The organism is Pseudonocardia wallangbongensis, from assembly GCF_054486945.1.
In genome coordinates this window covers 1-15,847 of record NZ_JBRERS010000021.1, presented here as the reverse complement: position 1 = coordinate 15,847, position 15,847 = coordinate 1, and the positions used below count along the sequence as shown (strand labels likewise).

Sequence of the window (15,847 nt, the reverse complement as noted above, 5' to 3'; positions counted from 1 at the left end):
AGACAGGTGATCGCAGGCCGAGGAGCGAGGTCAGACCACCCGAGGCTCACACACGAACTGTGGCGCTCACACACCAACTGCAGTTCGTGTGCCGGCGCGTAAGTTGGTGTGCGAGCGCGCCGTCAACCGCGGACGGGGCTTGCGGGGAGTGCCGAGAGCAGCAGCTTCGTGTACTCGTGCTCGGGCGCCAGCAGCACCTGCTCGGTGGGGCCGGACTCCACGATCCGGCCCTGGTGGAGCACCACCACCCGGTCGGCGATCGTCCACGCCAGCCCCAGGTCGTGGGTGATCACGAGGGCGCCGAGGCCCGGGTCCGCGCGCAGCCGCAGGAGCAGCGCGAGGATCTCCCCGCGCACCGACGCGTCGAGCGAGGCCACCGGCTCGTCGGCCACCAGGAACCGCGGCGCCAATGCGAGCGCCCCCGCGATCACCACCCGCTGCCGCTGCCCGCCGGACAGCTCGCCCGGCAGCGCGTGGCGGAAGCGGTCCGGCGGCCGCAGCTCCGCCTGTTCCAGCGCGGCGTCCACCAGCTCGCGTTCGTCGCCGGGCAGCCGGTGCACGCGCACGCCCTCGGCCACCGCCTCGTGCACGCTGTGCCGCGGGTCGAGCGCGCCGGTGGGGTCCTGCAACACGAGCTGCACGTGCCGGCGGTACTCGCGCAGGCCCCGTGAGGACCGCGGCAGCGGCCCGCCGTCGTACCGCACCTCGCCCGCCGTGGGTGGCTGCAGGCCCAGCAGACACCGGGCGAGGGTGGTCTTGCCCGACCCGGACTGCCCGACGAGGGCGACGATCTCGCGGGGCCGCAGCTCGAGCGACACGCCGTCCACCGCGCGCACGGTGCCGCCCCCGCGTAGCGGGAAGTCGACGGTGAGCCGCTCCGCGGCCAGCACGGGGGACTCATCGGGCGGGCCCGGTTCCACCTTCCGCGACGCCGGGTCGCCGACGGTCGGGAAGGCCGCGGCGAGGGCGCGCGCGTGCGGGTGGGTCGGGTGGCGCAGCAGTTGCTCGGACGGCCCGGACTCGACGACGACCCCGTCCTGCATGACCGCGACCCGCCGGCACGTCGCGGCGAGCACCGACAGGTCGTGGCTGATCAGCACCAGCCCGATGCCGCGCTCCGCGACCAGCGTGCGCAGCCGGTCGAGCACCTGCTTCTGGACGACGACGTCGAGCGCCGTCGTCGGCTCGTCGGCGATCACCAGGTCGGGCGCGCACGCCAGCGCCATCGCGATCATGACGCGCTGCCGCTGGCCGCCGGACAGCTCGTGCGGGTAGGCCGACGCCCGCGCGGCGGGCAGCTCCACCTGATCGAGCAGGTCCGCCACCCGCTCCTCGACGTCGGTGGTGCCCGGTTCATGCAGCAGGATCGGCTCGGCGATCTGCGCCGCGATGTGCTGGACGGGGTTGAGCGAGTGCATCGCACCCTGGAACACGATCGCGGCGTCGGCCCAGCGCAGCGCGCGCAGCCGGCCCCAGGACAGTGCCCCGACGTCCGTGCCCCGCACCAGCACCTGGCCGCCGATCTGCGCAGTGCGGGGCAGCAGCCGCAGCGCGGCGAGCGCGAGCGTGGACTTGCCGCACCCGGACTCGCCGGCGAGCCCGAGCGTCTCCCCGGCGTCGAGGGCGAGCGACACCCCGCGCACGGCGGGTTCCACGCCGCGGGCGGTGCGGTAGGAGACGGTGAGGTCGCGGTACTCCAGCAGGGGGGCCTCCGTGGTCGCCGTCATCGGCGGCCCTGGAGCGCCGGGTTGACGACGACCTCGAGCGCCCGGCCGACCAGCGTGAAGCCCAGCACGACGACCACGATCGCGAGCCCCGGCGGGAGGATGTACCACCAGGCGCCCGCCGTGATCGCCCCGGAGTCGAGCGCCGACTTCAGCATCCCGCCCCAGGACACCGTGGTCGGGTCGCCGAGGCCGAGGAACGCCAGCGTCGACTCGGCGACGATCGCGCTGCCGACGGCCAGGGTCGTGCTGGCCAGCACGAGCGGCAGCACCGCGGGGAGCACGTGCCGGCCGAGCACGTGGACGTGCCCGCCGCCGAGCACCTGCGCCCGCTCGATGAACGGGCGGGCCTCGATGGTGAGCGTCTGGGCGCGCACCAGCCGTGCGGTCGAGGGCCATGCCGTCACGCCGATCGCCACGATGATCGTCAGCACGCCGCGTTCCAGCACGGTGGACAGCACGATGGCGAGCACCAGCGACGGCAGCACGAGGAAGAAGTCGGTGAGCCGCAGCAGCAGCGACGAGAGCCAGCCGCCGAAGTGCGCCGCGGTCATCCCGACCACCGTGCCGATCACGACCGACAGCACGGTGGCGGCGACCCCGACCAGCAGCGAGATCCGCGTCCCGGTGAGCGTGAGGGCCAGCACCGACAGCCCGTTCTCGTCCGTGCCCAGCGGGAACGCCGTGGTCGGCGGCTCCAGGACGCCGCCGGTCGCGTCGACGACGGACAGGTGCTCTGGCGGCACCAGCAGCGGCGCGGTGAGCGCCAGGAGGAGCACCACCAGGAGCAGCGCGGCGCCCGCGACCCCGGGTGGCTGGGCGAGGTAGTCGCGGGCGAACCGGGTGGATGCGGCGCGCCGGCGCCGCCACGCGACGGCTGCCGTCATGACGCCCGCACCCGCGGGTCGAGCAGCCGGTACGCCAGGTCGGCGAGGACGTTCATGAGCACGACGCCGACCGACAGCGCGATCAAGGTGCCCTGCAGCAGCGGGATGTCCGGCACCGCGAGGGCCTGGTAGGTCAGCAGGCCCAGCCCCGGCCAGGAGAACACCGTCTCGACGGTGACCGCGCCCGCCACCACGAGCCCGACGTGCAGGAAGATGATCGTGATCGTGGGCAGCATGGCGTTCGGGACCGCGTGCCGGCGGAGCACCAGGTCCTCGCGCAGGCCCTTCGCCCGGGCGGTGGTGAGGTAGTCGGCCGACATCTCCTCCAGGAGCGAGGAGCGCATGACCATGAGGTACTGGGCGTAGACGACCGCCACCATCGTCAGGCACGGGAGCACGAGGTGGTGGGCGACGTCCAGGACGGCGGGCAGGAACCCGTCGACGCCGCCGGGGGAGGTCATGCCGCCGGTGGGGAACAGGTCGAGGCCCACCGCGAACACCATCAGCGCGAGCAGCCCCAGCCAGAACGTCGGCACCGACCACAGCACGAGCGCCGTGCCGGTGGTCAGCCGGTCGAACACGCTCCCGTGCCGCCAGGCGGCCCGGCTGCCCAGCCACAGCCCGATCACCACCGAGACCACGAGGGCGGAGCCGGTGAGGAGCACGGTCGCCCCGAGCCTGCCGAGGATGATCTCGGTGACCGGCCTGCTGTAGACGTAGGACGTGCCGAGGTCGCCGCGGGTCAGGTCGGCGATGTAGTCGACGAACTGCGCGGGCAGCGGCCGGTCCAGCCCGAACTCGGCGCGCAGCCGGTCGAGCTGCTCGGGGTTGCCGGGGCGGTTGCGGGTCATGGTGGTCACCGGGTCGCCGGGGAGCACCCGGAACAGGAAGAACCCGAGGACGACGATCAGGCCGATGCTCACCAGCCCGCCGCCGAGGGTGCGCAGCACGAACGCCCCGGTGCCGCGGCCCCGCCGCGGTGGCTCGGCGAGGTCGGCGGTCACCGCCGTGCTCGGCAGCTCACTCATGGCCGCGCCTCGCCCATGCGAAGGGGTGGTCGGACACGTCTCATTCGCGGTCGTCCCGGCCGCGGCGGTTGCGCACCACGAAGAACGCGCCACCGCCCAGCACCAGGATCGCCGCGATCACGCCGATCACGACACCGGTGCCGCCGCCCCCTGATTCCGTGGCCTCGGCGGACCCGTCGGCGGCCACCGGGGTGGCGCCGTAGTAGCCCCAGTAGCCGGTCTGGCCGGTGATCACCCCGCCGTCCTCGGGCTGGAGGACGAAGCCGGTGAAGCGGTCGGCGCGGTAGGCCTCCAGCATCGCGTCGTGGGTCAGCACGATCGCGTGCACGTCGTCGTAGAGCATCGACTGCATCCGCTGCACGATGTCGCGGCGCCGGCCCTCGTCGAGCGTGGCCTGCTGCTCGGCGTAGAGCTGGTCGTAGGCGGGGTTGCAGTAGCCGGAGTCGGCCCGCGACGTCCCGTTGACGGCGCAGGTCTGCTGCTCGAGCGTGGCGTCCGGGTCCGGGTTGACGCTCCAGCCGCTCACCGCGACGTCGAAGGTGCCGGCGACGGTGGCGTCGTCGATCTGGTTGGACGACATGATCTGCGGTGTGACGCCGACCCCGACCGCCTTGAACCACCCGGCGATGAACTCGAGCAACTGCGGGTTCGTGGGCACCTGGTTCCCGGCGATCAGCCGGAACGTGAGCGGCCTGCCGTCCGGGCCGACGCGCACGCCGTCCGGGCCGGGGCGGTAGCCGGCCTCGTCGAGCAGCGCCTTCGCCTTCTCCGGGTCGTAGTCGCGGCGCTGGGCGTCGGACGGCGTGAACGTCCACTTGGGGTAGACCGGCGGGATGATCCCGTGACCCGGCTCCGAGTAGCCCTGCTTGACCCGGTCCACGACCGCGGAGGCGTCGACGGCGTGGTGCAGCGCCTGGCGGACCCGCACGTCGCGCAGGGCCGGGTGACCGTCGCCGAACGGCTGCCCGTCCGCACCGTTCGGGTTGGACCAGTTGAGCAGCATCTCCGTGTAGCGCCGGTTGCGACCCTCGTTGCGGCCGATCGTCGCGTTGCCGTCCAGCGAGTCGAACTGCGCCGGGGTGAGGTCGCGCACCAGGTCGACGTCGCCCTTGAGCAGGCCCTGCACGGCGGCGTCGGCGTTCTCGTAGCGGACGAACTGGAGTGTGTCGACGTGCGGGCGGCCCCGCCAGAAGCGGTCGTTCGCGCTGAGCGTGACCGACTGGCCCTCCTGGTAGCCGGTGATCACGTACGGGCCGCTGCCCACCACCGGGAGCTGCTCGGCGTTGGTGGCGCTGCCCATCTGACCCGCCCGGGACGACCAGATGTGCTCGGGCACGATCGGGACGTCCGTGGCGAGGAGCGAGGCCTGCGGCTGCTTCGTGGTGATCTGCACGGTGCGGTCGTCGACGGCGGTGACCGAGGCGAAGTTGGCGACGGCCGAGCCGTTCGCGTCCTGGGCCGCCGGGTTGGTCATGATCTGGGTGAACGTGTACGCCACGTCCCCCGCGGTGATCGGCGTGCCGTCCGACCACTGCGCGTCGCGGATCCGGAACGTCCAGGTCAGGCCGTCGGGCGCGGACTCCCAGCTCTCCGCGAGCCCGGGCTGGACCGCGTTGTCCGGTCCCACCATGGTCAGGTTCTCGTAGGTGAGGCGCATGACCTGCGTGGAGGACAGGAACACCGCGACGAACGGGTTGAGCGAGTCGATGTCCTGCGTGAGCGCGACCCGCAGGGTGGTGCCGCCGCCCGGGGCCGGGCTCGCCTGCGCCACGCCGGCCCCGCCGGCCGCGAGCGCAGCCGCGAGCAGCGCGGCCGCAGCGCGGCCCACACTCGTGCGGAACGAGACCCTTCGCATGGCTTCCCCCCGAAGATGCGCCGTTGCAGTGGTGGGAATGAATCATCGTCACGCCATGGCGTCAATGGCTCACGTGCAGCTAGCCTGGGTGATCATGAAGCTGATGGTGTCCGCCGACATGGAGGGCGCCACCGGCGTGACCTGGACCGATGACTGCGTGCCCGGCACCGAGCCGTGGCAGCGGATGCGCCGGCTGTTCCAGGGCGACGTCAACGCGTGCGTGGCGGGCTTGTCGGCGGGCGGCGCCACGGCGGTGCTGGTGAACGAGGCCCATTCGGCGCAGCGCAACCTCCTGCTCGAGGAGCTCGACCCGCGCGCGACCATGCTCACCGGGCGGCACAAGCCGCTCTCGATGATGCAGGGGATCGACGCGCAGGTGGACGGGGTGGTGTTCCTCGGCTACCACGCCGGCGCGGGGCAGCAGGGCGTGCTGGCGCACACCTACCTGACGAACTCGATCACCGGCGTGTGGCTGGACGGCGAGCCGGCCGGTGAGGGCGGCCTGAACGCCGCGCTCGCCGCCGAGCACGGGGTGCCGGTGCTGCTGGTCACCGGGGACGACCGCGCGTGCGCCGAGGCGGCTGAGTACGCACCCGACGCGGAGCGGGTCGCCGTGAAGGAGTGCGTGAGCCGGTACGCGGCGATCTGCCTGCCCCCGGCCCGCACCGCCGAGATGATCACGGAGGCGGCCAGGGCCGCCGTGGTTCGCGCGGGCCGCGGACCGCGGCGGCCCGCACCGCACCGGATCGAGGTGGAGTTCGACGCCGCGCACCTCGCCGACGCCGCGGCGGTCGTGCCGACCGTCGAGCAGGTCGGCGTGCGCCGCGTCGGGTTCGACGCGCCGGACATGACCGAGGGGATGCGCGCCTTCAAGATCGTGACGGCCATCGCGTCGGGGGCGGTGCAGGGTGGCTACGGCTGATCCGGGGGCTGACCCGGCGCACGGTGTCGCGGAGCTGTGCTCCGCGCTCGTGGCCATCGACACCACCAACCGGGCCCGCGGTGACGCGGTCGGCGAGCGGGAGGCGGCCGAGCTCGTCGCCCGCGTGCTCGCCGACGAGGCCGGTGTCGATCCGGTGCTGCTGGAGCCGGCCCCGCGACGCACGAGCGTGATCGCCCGCGTACCCGGCCGCGATCCGGGGCTCGGCGCGCTGCTGGTGCAGGGGCACCTCGACGTGGTGCCCGCCGATCCGGCCGGCTGGACGATGCCGCCGTTCTCGGGTGCGGTGCAGGACGGCTACGTGTGGGGCCGCGGCGCCGTGGACATGAAGGACGCCTGCGCGAGCCTGCTCGCGGTGCTGCGTTCGTGGGCCGCCCGCGGGGTGGCGCCCCGCCGGGACGTGGTGGTCGCGTTCGTCGCCGACGAGGAGACCGGCGGCACGTACGGCGCCGAGTGGCTGGTGGCCGAGCACCGGGAGCTGTTCGACGGCTGCGCGGCGGCCATCGGGGAGGGCGGCGGGTTCCCGCACCCCGCGGGCGACGTGCGGTTCTACCCCGTCGGCACGGCCGAGCGGGGCACCCTGCACCTGCGGCTGACCGCCACCGGGCGGGGCGGGCACGGCTCGCGGCCGAACCCGGACAACGCCGTCGTCACGCTGGTCGAGGCGCTGGCCCGGGTGGCCGCGCACCCGTTCCCGGTCCGGCTCACGCCGACGGTCCGCGAGTACCTGCTGCGCACGGCGGAGGCGCTGGGCGTGCCCGCGGAGCTCGACTCCGGCGCCGGCGTGGAGTCCACGATCGCGCGGATCGGTGAGGCGGGCCGGCTCGCGGCCGGCGTGGTCCGCGCCACGATGACGCCCACGGTGCTGTCCGCGGGCGGCGCGGTGAACGTGATCCCGCCGGCGGCCGAGGCGATGGTGGACACGCGGGTGCTGCCCGGCGGCACGGCCGAGGTGACCGCCGTGCTGCCCGGCCTGCTCGGTCCCCGGGTCCGGCACGAGGTCGTGGCCCAGAGCGACCCGGTGCAGGCGCCGTTCGACTCCCCGTGGTTCGCGGCGATGGCCGAGGCCCTGCGGGCCGAGGACCCGGACGCCGTGGTCGTGCCGTACTGCCTCGGCGGTGGCACCGACGCGAAGGCGTTCTCCACCCTCGGGATCCCCTGCTACGGCTTCGCCCCGCTGGGACCCGCCCCGGACGGGGACGGCTACGACCACCGGGCGATGGCGCACGCCGTGGACGAGCGGGTGCCGGTCAGCGGGCTGGAGTTCGGCGCCCGGGTGCTCGACCGTTTCCTGCTGCAGGTCTGACGGCAGCGCACCGTTCGACGGTCGGTAGAGTGATTCTCGGGAGCCTCGTCCCGGATTGTCCGCTTCCGCGGAGCGCAGCGGTTTATTTCCGCGAGGCTGGGGACGACGATCGGGCCGTTTCGGGTACCTCATGCGCGAGGGTGCGCCTCGCCCGTCCGCTGAATGACGCTCGCCCAGCGAACCGACGACGCCGACCGCGGCGTGGCTGACCGGGAGGAGAACCGCGTGCTCGCCCTCGTCGTCGCGCATCTCGTCGTCGCGGGCCTGTTGCCGCTGGTGTCGGCACGCAGCACGCGGGCGGCGTTCGGCGTGGCCGCCGTGCTGCCCGCGGCCACGCTGCTGTGGGCGCTGGCGAACGCGGGTCCGGCGCTACGCGGCGGGCTGGTCGAGACCACGGCCTGGTCGCCCGCGCTCGGCCTGGAGCTGTCCTTCCGGCTCGACGCGCTCGGGCTCGCGATGATCGTGCTGGTCTCCGGCATCGGCGCCGTGATCCTGGCCTACTGCATCGGGTACTTCGGGGCGGGCTCGCCGGAGGCCCCGCGCTCCGCCGCGCTCCTCCTCGCGTTCGCAGGCGCCATGCTCGGCCTCGTACTCGCCGACGACCTGCTCACGCTGTACGTGTTCTGGGAGCTCACGTCGATCGCGTCGTTCCTGCTGGTCGGGCAGGGCGGCGAGCGGCGCGAGGAACGCCGGGCGGCCGTGCAGGCGCTGTTCGTCACCGTGTTCGGCGGGCTGGCGATGCTGCTCGGCTTCGTGCTGCTGGGCGAGGCCGCAGGCACCTACCGGATCTCGGAGATCCTCGCCGACCCGCCCCGCGGCGGATCGGTCACCGCCGCGCTGCTGCTGATCCTGCTCGGGGCGTTCACGAAGTCGGCACAGCTGCCGTTCCACCCGTGGCTGCCGGCCGCGATGGTCGCGCCGACCCCGGTGAGCGCGTACCTGCACGCGGCGTCGATGGTCAAGGCGGGTGTCTACCTGGTGGCGCGCCTGTCGCCCGCGTTCGCCGACCTCACCGTGTGGACGGTGCCGGTGCTCGTCGCAGGCGTGGCCACCATGCTCATCGGCGGCTGGCGGGCCCTCTCGGCCACCGACCTCAAGCGGCTGCTCGCGTTCGGCACCGTGAGCCAGCTCGGCTTCCTCATGGTGCTCTTCGGCGCCGGTGGACGGGTGGCCGGGATGGCCGGCATCACGATGCTGCTCGCACACGGGATGTTCAAGGCCACCCTGTTCCTCACCGTCGGCGCCGTCGACCACGCCACGGGCACGCGCGACGTGCGGGAGCTGTCCCGCGTCGGCCGCGCCCTGCCCGGACTCGCCGTCGCCGCCGTGCTCGCGGCCGCCTCGATGGCCGGGCTGCCACCACTGATCGGGTTCGTCGGGAAGGAGGCGGCCTTCGAGGCGTTCCTCGACAGCACCGTCCAGAACTGGGCGGTCGCCGCCGGGCTGCTGACCGGGTCCGTGCTCACGGTCGCCTACAGCGCGCGGTTCCTGTGGGGCGCCTTCGCGCGAAAGCCCGGCCGCGCCGCCACACCCGTGCACGGCCTCGGCCCCCTGCTGACCGTCCCGGTGTGGCTGTGCGCCGCCGCCGGTCCGGTGCTCGGGATCGCGACGCCGATCGTCGAGGCCGACGCGGCGAGCTACGCCGCCGCGCTGCCGGGCGACCCGGGCTACCACCTCGCGCTCTGGCACGGGTTCGGGTTGCCGCTGCTGTTCTCCGCGGTCGCGCTGGCCGGTGGCCTCGCCGTGCACGCGGCGCGGGACCGGCTGACCCCGCTGGCCGGCTGCAGCCCGCTCGACGCCCAACGCGCGTACGAGAAGACGATCTCGGGCATCGGCCGCATGGCCGTCGTCGTCACCGGCCGGATGCAGGTCGGTTCGCTGCCCGCCTACCTGTCCACCATCATCGTGATGTTCGTGCTGCTCCCGGGGGTGGCCACGGTGCTCGCCGGCGCCTGGCCGACCTCCGCGCCGCTCTACCACGACCTCATCCAGGTGCCGCTCGCGATCATGGTGGTGATCGCGGCGCTCGCCGTCACCCGGACCAGGCGCCGCTTCACCGCCGTGCTGCTCGTCGGCGTGATCGGTTACGGCGTCGGTGGCCTGTTCATCGTCGACGGCGCGCCGGACCTCGCGCTCGCCCAGTTCCTCGTCGAGACGCTCTCGCTCGTCGCGTTCGTGTTCGTGCTGCGCAGGCTGCCGGCGCACTTCACGGAGACGCGCCCCTCGCGGCGCATCCGCGTGCCCAAGGCGATGCTCGGTGCCGTCGCCGGGTTCGCCGTCGCGGTCTTCGCGCTCGTGCTGTCCGCCGCGCGCACCGAGCCGGCCGCCACCAGCGCCGATCTCGCCCGGCTCGCGCCCGAGGCCGGCGCCACCAACGTGATCAGCGCGATCCTCGTCGACTTCCGGGCGCTGGACACCGTCGGCGAGATCGGCGTGCTGTTCGTGGCCGCGGCCGGGGTGGCCAGCCTCGTCCTGGCCACCCGCCACGACCGGCGGCGGCGCGCGGCACCGGCTAAGGACGGCACCCCTGCGCAGGAGGAGGACGTGCTCGGATGACCAAGCCGTTCGAGGAGTGGGACCAGCCGCGCCAGGGGTGGATGCTCTCCGGCGACTGCCGACGCCCGCGTCGGCGCACGCTGCTGCTGGAGATGACCACCCGCGCGCTGTTCCCCACCGTGCTGGTGTTCTCGGTCTACCTGCTGCTCGTCGGCCACTACGGGCCGGGTGGCGGCTTCGCGGCCGGGCTCGTGGCCGGCCTCGCGTTCGTCCTGCGCTACATCGCGGGTGGCAGCGACGCCGCGGTGCGCGTCCGTCCCCCGGTGCTCATCGGGACCGGGCTCGCCGTCGCACTGCTCACAGCGCTCGCGCCCACCGTCGTCGGCGCACCGGTGCTCGCCACCACCAAGATCGCGCTCGACGTGCCGCTGCTCGGGCACGTCGAGACCCAGTCGAGCGTGTTCCTCGACGTCGGCGTGTACCTGCTGATCGTCGGCGTCGTGCTCGACCTGCTGCGCTCGCTCGGCGCCGGGATCGAGCGCGACATGCGCGAGGCGGGGGAGACCCCGTCGTGACCGTCAACCTCGTGATGGCCGCCACCGTGGGCGTCCTCTACGGCACCGGCTTCACGCTGCTGCTGTCGCGCTCGCTCATGCGGGTACTCATCGGTGTCGTGGTGCTGGGGCACGGCACCAACCTCCTCCTGCAGCTCGCCGGCGGCCCCCCGGGCCGGGCGCCCATCCTCGGCGGGGTGCCGCCGGAGGAGTTCACCGACCCGCTTCCCCAGGCGCTCGCCCTCACCGCCATCGTGATCACCTTCGCGCTGACGACGTTCCTGCTCGCGCTCGGCTACCGCTCCTTCGTCCTGGTCGGGCACGACGAGGTGCGTGACGACGTCGAGGACCGGCGGATCTCGCGGCAGAAGGTGCCGTCCGCCCCGCTGGAGGACGACGGCGAGGACGAGGTCGAGACCACGAGGGAGGCCTCGTGAGCTCCCTCCTCCCGCTGCCCGTGCTGCTGCCGATGCTCGGGGCGGCGCTCTCGATCGTCGCCAGCCGCTCGGCGGCCCTGCAGCGCGTCGTCGGGATCGTGGTGCTCGCGGCCGTGGCCGTGCTCGCAGGCGTGCTGCTCGTGGCCACCGACCGGCAGGGCCCGATCGTCGCCGAGCTCGGCGGCTGGCCCGCGCCCGTCGGGATCTCGCTGGTGGCCGACCGGCTGTCGGCGCTGCTGCTGCTCGTGTCCACGCTGGTCACGCTCGCCGTGCTGGTCTACGCGATCGACCAGCGCATCACCGACCTCGGCCGTGGAACGGCGAGCACCACGTTCCACCCGATGTACCTCATGCTCTGCGCGGGTGTGTCGCTGGCGTACCTCACCGGCGACCTGTTCACGCTGTTCGTGGCGTTCGAGCTGATGCTCACCGCGTCCTACGTGCTGATCACCCGGCGCACCGGCGCCAACCGGATCCGGGCCGGCATGACGTACGTGACGGTCAGCCTGCTGTCGTCGCTGCTGTTCCTCACGGCCGTGGCGCTCGTCTACGCCGCCACCGGCACCGTGAACCTCGCCGACCTCGCCGGCCGGATGGGGGAGCTGCCGCCCGGGCTGCAGACGGTGCTGGGGATGATGCTGCTCGTCGTCTTCGGGATCAAGGCGGCGATCGTGCCGATGCACTTCTGGCTGCCCGACAGCTACCCGAACGCGCCCGGCCCGGTGGCCGCGCTCTTCGCGGGCCTGCTCACGAAGGTCAGCTTCTACGCGTTGCTGCGCACCCAGACGCTGCTCTTCCCGCGCGAGGAGCCGTGGACGCTGATGCTCGTGCTGGCGGTCGCCACGATGCTCGTGGGTGTGCTCGGCGCGCTCGCGCAGAACGACCTGAACCGGCTGCTGTCGTTCCTGCTGGTCAGCCACATCGGGTTCCTGCTCTACGGGCTCGCGGTGTTCGACGCGGCCGGCGTGTCCGGGGCGGCCCTGTACGCCGCGCACCACATCACGGTGCTCGCCACGCTGTTCCTGGTGAGCGGGCTCATCACGCGGCGCACCGGCACCGTGGCGCTGGACCGCATGGGCGGGTTGCTGCGCACGTCACCGGGCCTGGCGATCCTGTTCGCCATCCCCGCGCTCACGCTCGCCGGGGTGCCGCCCACGGCCGGGTTCGTCGCCAAGCTCGCGCTCCTGCAGGCCGGGGCGGGCAGCGGTCCCGCCGAGCAGGCGGTGGCCGGCGTCGTCGTCCTCGCCAGCCTGCTCACCCTCTACGCGCTGGTGCGCGTGTGGGTGCGGGTGTTCTGGGGCGAGCCGCAGCCCCCGGTGGCCGACGTCGACCCCACCGACGAGGTGCTCGTCGGCACCGCACGCACGTCCGTGCCGATGTACGCCGCCACCGCGGGGCTGATCGCGGTGAGCCTCGCGATCGCGGCGTTCGCCGGCCCGCTGGCCGCCATGACGGAGCGGGCGGGCGTCGACCTGCTCGCCCGCGAGCCGTACCGCGTCGCCGTGCTGGGGGAGGGGACGCCGTGAGCGAGCCGATGTCACAGCCCGCGCGCAGCGCCGGCCGAGGTCGGGCGAGGATCGCCCGGTTGCCGTCCGTGCTGTGGCTGACCCTGGTGTGGGTGCTGCTGTGGGGCACCTTCAGCCCGGCGTCGATCGTCGGAGGCGTGCTGGTCGCGGCGCTGATCACCGCGCTGTTCCGGCTGCCGCCCTCCCCCGACCGGCTGCCCCTGCGCCCGCTGCCCCTCCTGGGCCTGCTCGGGTACCTGCTCTGGGATCTCGTCGTGTCCGCGGCCGAGGTGAGCTGGCAGGTGCTGCGGTACGGCCCTCGCGCCCGCGGGGCGATCATGGCGATCCCGCTGATCTCGTCCTCGGACGTGGTGGTCACGGTCATGGCCAACGCCCTCACGCTCTCCCCGGGCACGATGGCGCTGCAGATCGACCACGACCACGACGTCTGGTACGTCTACTCGCTGGGCCCCCGCGACGGCGCCGGGGCGGAACGGGCCCGGAGGCGAGCCCTGGACATGCAATGCCGCGTCCTGGCCGCCCTGGGCACCCCGCAGGAGCGGTCGATCGCGCGGCGCCTGCTTGCGGAGGTGCCGCGATGAGTCCGGGCAGTGCGGTGAACGTGGAGGAGCTAGACGTCAGCAGGTGCGTGCCGGTGTGCCGATCGCGCCGTGGAAGCGCTCCGGGTGGGGTGAGGCCGTGAGCGTCGTCTTCTTCATCGTGCTCGCGATGCTCTGCGCCGCGAGCGGGCTCACGCTCGTCCGGATGCTGCGTGGGCCGGACACGCTGGACCGGATCGCCGCGCTCGACGTGCTCGTGATCCTCATCGTGGCCGCGGCATCGGTGTACATCGCGATCTACCGCGACGGGTCCAACATCCCGCTGCTCGCGGCCGTCGCCCTGCTCGGGTTCGTGGGGTCGGCCACGGCCACCCGGCTGGCGGAACGCAGGAAGGGGCACCGGTGATCGTCGACGTCATCTCCGCGGCGCTGATGCTCGTCGGCGCCCTGTCCTGCCTGCTCGGGGCGCTCGGGCTCGTGCGCCTGCCGGACCTGCCCGGCCGCATGCAGGCCGCCACCAAACCCCAGACGCTGGGGCTGCTGCTGATCCTCGCCGGCACGGCGCTGCGGGTCGAGATGGAGAGCGCGGTCACGTTGTTGCTGGTCGGACTGTTCCAGGTGATCACGGCGCCGGTGATCTCGCAGCTGCTCGGCCGGTCCGCCTACGTCGGCGGGAGCATGCGCCAGGAGCAGCTGGTCGTCGACGAGCTGGCCGGGAGGATGCCCGACGAGGAGCCGTCCTAAGCTCCCCGGGGTGCCCCTCTACGCGCTCGGCGACGTCGAACCGGAGATCCATCCCGATGCCTACATCCATCCCGACGCCGTCGTGATCGGCAACGTCACGATCGGGGCGGAGGCGTCCGTCTGGCCCACGGCGGTGCTGCGGGGCGACGACGGCCGCATCGAGGTGGGCGCACGCACCAGCGTGCAGGACGGGTCGATCATCCACTGCACGCCGCGCGAGCCGACGATCATCGGGGCCGACGTCACCGTCGGGCACAACGTGCACATCGAGGGCGCGGTCATCGGGGACGGCGCCCTCGTCTCGTCGGGCTCGGTGGTGCTGAACGGCGCCCGCGTCGGGGCCGGCGCGGTGGTCGCGGCCGGCGCCGTCGTCTCGCCGAAGACGGAGATCCCGGACCGGCGGATGGCGATCGGCGTCCCGGCCCGGGTCCGGGAGGGCCACGAGGTGCCCGTCGGCTACTTCGACCACGCCGTGCAGAGCTACATCCGGCGCGGCAAGCGGTTCCGCGCGGAGCTGAGGAGGATCGCCTGATGCCGGCACGACCGCTCGAGGAGGTCGTCGAGTCCGGATGGGCCACGGCACTGGCCCCGGTCGGCCCGGTGATCGCCGACATGGGGGCGTTCCTGCGCGCCGAACTCGCCGCGGGCCGTCGCTACCTGCCGGCGGGCGCCAACGTCCTGCGCGCGTTCCAGCAACCGTTCGACGGGGTGCGCGTGCTCATCGTGGGCCAGGACCCGTACCCGACGCCCGGCCATGCGATCGGGCTGTCGTTCTCGGTGTCGCCGCAGACCCGGCCCGTGCCGCGCTCGCTCGCGAACATCTTCCGCGAGTACTCCGAGGACCTCGGCCACCCCACCCCGTCCACCGGCGACCTCACCCCGTGGGCCGATCAGGGCGTGCTGCTGCTCAACAGGGTCCTCACGGTCGAGCCCGGCAACCCCGCCTCGCACCGGGACAAGGGCTGGGAGAAGGTCACCGAGCAGGCGATCCGCGCCCTCGTGGCCCGCGAGGGTGAGCCGCTCGTCGCGATCCTCTGGGGCCGCGACGCCCGCAACCTCGCTCCGCTGCTCGGGGAGGACGTGCCGTGCATCGAGTCGGCCCACCCGAGCCCGATGTCGGCCGACCGCGGTTTCTTCGGCTCCCGCCCGTTCAGCCGGGCCAACACCCTGATCGAGGAGCTGGGCGGGGACCCGGTGGACTGGAAGCTGCCCTGAGCGTCCCGCACCAGGAGGGTGGTCGCCGCGCAAGGCGGAGGATCGGGCCGATGCCCCGTTGCTCGTGGTGGCCCAGCCGGTCAGTGGCCTGCTCGATCGACGGAACCGGGACCTGACGTTCACATAGAGCCTGACCCGATCCAGCCGCCGGGCGCCGGGCCGTGATCGGCGGTATCGGTTGTCCATGGTTGTGGCGATAACGGCAGGCCAGGGCCGAACGCCCGGCGCGGCCGATTCGGCAACACCCTCCATACGAGCGTGAGGTCCCGATCCCGACGATCACGCCGCCCCACCGCCTCCGGAGGCGAAGCCGGCAGGCCGCTCGTACCGCTACCGGCGATCATCGGTGAGCACGCGGCCATCGCCGGTGTCGCAGCGGTTCGGCTCCCGTGGGCGAGCCCGCCCACCTCGCGACCGGAGGCGATCCACACCCGCCCGGGGTGCCGCGGGCCGGCACCGGCGTCGGCACCGGACCCGCCGGTGGGCGCGGTGGGCGGGTTGGCGCCGCTACCGGACCCCGTGGTTGCGTGGGCGGCCGTCCCCGACCCTCTGGCACGCCCATTCCGACGAGACCGTCGCTGCCGGGTGCCCACGCC

15 protein-coding genes are annotated in these 15,847 nt (G+C 73.5%); 11 read left to right on the top strand and 4 right to left on the bottom strand.

What is annotated here, in order from left to right:
• Positions 1 to 122: 122 nt before the first annotated feature.
• Genes nikE through ACU436_RS40115 form a run of 4 tightly spaced genes read right to left on the bottom strand, consistent with a single transcriptional unit; the run spans position 123 to position 5,494 of the window.
• Positions 123 to 1,727, bottom strand: a complete 1,605-nt coding sequence (gene nikE, locus ACU436_RS40130) for a nickel ABC transporter ATP-binding protein NikE (RefSeq protein ID WP_459032388.1) — start codon at positions 1,725 to 1,727, stop codon at positions 123 to 125.
• A complete protein-coding gene (locus tag ACU436_RS40125; RefSeq protein ID WP_459032387.1) occupies positions 1,724 to 2,611 on the bottom strand; it encodes an ABC transporter permease in 888 nt (295 codons plus the stop codon). The genes nikE and ACU436_RS40125 overlap by 4 nt, the downstream gene beginning before the upstream one ends.
• Positions 2,608 to 3,639 (bottom strand): ABC transporter permease, encoded by a 1,032-nt coding sequence (locus ACU436_RS40120; protein WP_459032386.1) that lies wholly within the window; start codon positions 3,637 to 3,639, stop codon positions 2,608 to 2,610. Before ACU436_RS40120 ends, ACU436_RS40125 begins: the two co-directional genes overlap by 4 nt.
• Positions 3,640 to 3,679: 40 nt before the next feature.
• Positions 3,680 to 5,494, bottom strand: a complete 1,815-nt coding sequence (locus ACU436_RS40115) for an ABC transporter substrate-binding protein (RefSeq protein ID WP_459032385.1) — start codon at positions 5,492 to 5,494, stop codon at positions 3,680 to 3,682.
• A gap of 94 nt (positions 5,495 to 5,588) precedes the next feature.
• Between ACU436_RS40115 and ACU436_RS40110 the strand changes: the two genes are divergently transcribed.
• From ACU436_RS40110 to ACU436_RS40060, 11 genes are all read left to right on the top strand, one after another.
• A complete protein-coding gene (locus tag ACU436_RS40110) occupies positions 5,589 to 6,416 on the top strand; it encodes a M55 family metallopeptidase (RefSeq protein WP_459032384.1) in 828 nt (275 codons plus the stop codon).
• Positions 6,403 to 7,740 carry a M20/M25/M40 family metallo-hydrolase gene (locus ACU436_RS40105; protein ID WP_459032383.1) on the top strand — a complete coding sequence of 446 codons (1,338 nt, stop codon included), beginning with the start codon at positions 6,403 to 6,405 and terminating at the stop codon, positions 7,738 to 7,740. Before ACU436_RS40110 ends, ACU436_RS40105 begins: the two co-directional genes overlap by 14 nt.
• Positions 7,741 to 7,902: 162 nt before the next feature.
• Positions 7,903 to 10,296 (top strand): hydrogen gas-evolving membrane-bound hydrogenase subunit E, encoded by a 2,394-nt coding sequence (gene mbhE, locus ACU436_RS40100; RefSeq protein ID WP_459032382.1) that lies wholly within the window; start codon positions 7,903 to 7,905, stop codon positions 10,294 to 10,296.
• Positions 10,293 to 10,811 carry an MnhB domain-containing protein gene (locus ACU436_RS40095; protein ID WP_459032381.1) on the top strand — a complete coding sequence of 173 codons (519 nt, stop codon included), beginning with the start codon at positions 10,293 to 10,295 and terminating at the stop codon, positions 10,809 to 10,811. Before mbhE ends, ACU436_RS40095 begins: the two co-directional genes overlap by 4 nt.
• On the top strand, positions 10,808 to 11,227 hold the full coding sequence (locus ACU436_RS40090; protein WP_459032380.1) for a Na(+)/H(+) antiporter subunit C: 420 nt from the start codon (positions 10,808 to 10,810) through the stop codon (positions 11,225 to 11,227). Before ACU436_RS40095 ends, ACU436_RS40090 begins: the two co-directional genes overlap by 4 nt.
• Positions 11,224 to 12,753 (top strand): Na+/H+ antiporter subunit D, encoded by a 1,530-nt coding sequence (locus ACU436_RS40085; protein ID WP_459032379.1) that lies wholly within the window; start codon positions 11,224 to 11,226, stop codon positions 12,751 to 12,753. The genes ACU436_RS40090 and ACU436_RS40085 overlap by 4 nt, the downstream gene beginning before the upstream one ends.
• A gap of 8 nt (positions 12,754 to 12,761) precedes the next feature.
• Positions 12,762 to 13,334, top strand: coding sequence for a Na+/H+ antiporter subunit E (locus ACU436_RS40080; RefSeq protein WP_459032456.1), 573 nt, complete (start codon positions 12,762 to 12,764; stop codon positions 13,332 to 13,334).
• Positions 13,335 to 13,431: 97 nt separating this feature from the next.
• Positions 13,432 to 13,698, top strand: coding sequence for a monovalent cation/H+ antiporter complex subunit F (locus ACU436_RS40075; protein ID WP_459032455.1), 267 nt, complete (start codon positions 13,432 to 13,434; stop codon positions 13,696 to 13,698).
• Positions 13,695 to 14,036: a monovalent cation/H(+) antiporter subunit G gene (gene mnhG, locus ACU436_RS40070; protein WP_459032378.1), complete on the top strand. Its 342-nt coding sequence runs from the start codon at positions 13,695 to 13,697 to the stop codon at positions 14,034 to 14,036. The genes ACU436_RS40075 and mnhG overlap by 4 nt, the downstream gene beginning before the upstream one ends.
• Before the next feature lie 10 nt (positions 14,037 to 14,046).
• Positions 14,047 to 14,568 (top strand): gamma carbonic anhydrase family protein, encoded by a 522-nt coding sequence (locus ACU436_RS40065; RefSeq protein ID WP_459032377.1) that lies wholly within the window; start codon positions 14,047 to 14,049, stop codon positions 14,566 to 14,568.
• Positions 14,568 to 15,251, top strand: a complete 684-nt coding sequence (locus ACU436_RS40060) for a uracil-DNA glycosylase (RefSeq protein WP_459032376.1) — start codon at positions 14,568 to 14,570, stop codon at positions 15,249 to 15,251. Before ACU436_RS40065 ends, ACU436_RS40060 begins: the two co-directional genes overlap by 1 nt.
• Positions 15,252 to 15,847 lie beyond the last annotated feature (596 nt).

Coding starts and splice junctions, on each gene's coding strand:
- nikE (WP_459032388.1), bottom strand. CDS start 1,727: ATGACGGCGACCACGGAGGCCCCCCTGCTGGAGTACCGCGACCTCACC.
- ACU436_RS40125 (WP_459032387.1), bottom strand. CDS start 2,611: ATGACGGCAGCCGTCGCGTGGCGGCGCCGGCGCGCCGCATCCACCCGG.
- ACU436_RS40120 (WP_459032386.1), bottom strand. CDS start 3,639: ATGAGTGAGCTGCCGAGCACGGCGGTGACCGCCGACCTCGCCGAGCCA.
- ACU436_RS40115 (WP_459032385.1), bottom strand. CDS start 5,494: ATGCGAAGGGTCTCGTTCCGCACGAGTGTGGGCCGCGCTGCGGCCGCG.
- ACU436_RS40110 (WP_459032384.1), top strand. CDS start 5,589: ATGAAGCTGATGGTGTCCGCCGACATGGAGGGCGCCACCGGCGTGACC.
- mbhE (WP_459032382.1), top strand. CDS start 7,903: ATGACGCTCGCCCAGCGAACCGACGACGCCGACCGCGGCGTGGCTGAC.
- ACU436_RS40095 (WP_459032381.1), top strand. CDS start 10,293: ATGACCAAGCCGTTCGAGGAGTGGGACCAGCCGCGCCAGGGGTGGATG.
- ACU436_RS40080 (WP_459032456.1), top strand. CDS start 12,762: ATGTCACAGCCCGCGCGCAGCGCCGGCCGAGGTCGGGCGAGGATCGCC.
- ACU436_RS40060 (WP_459032376.1), top strand. CDS start 14,568: ATGCCGGCACGACCGCTCGAGGAGGTCGTCGAGTCCGGATGGGCCACG.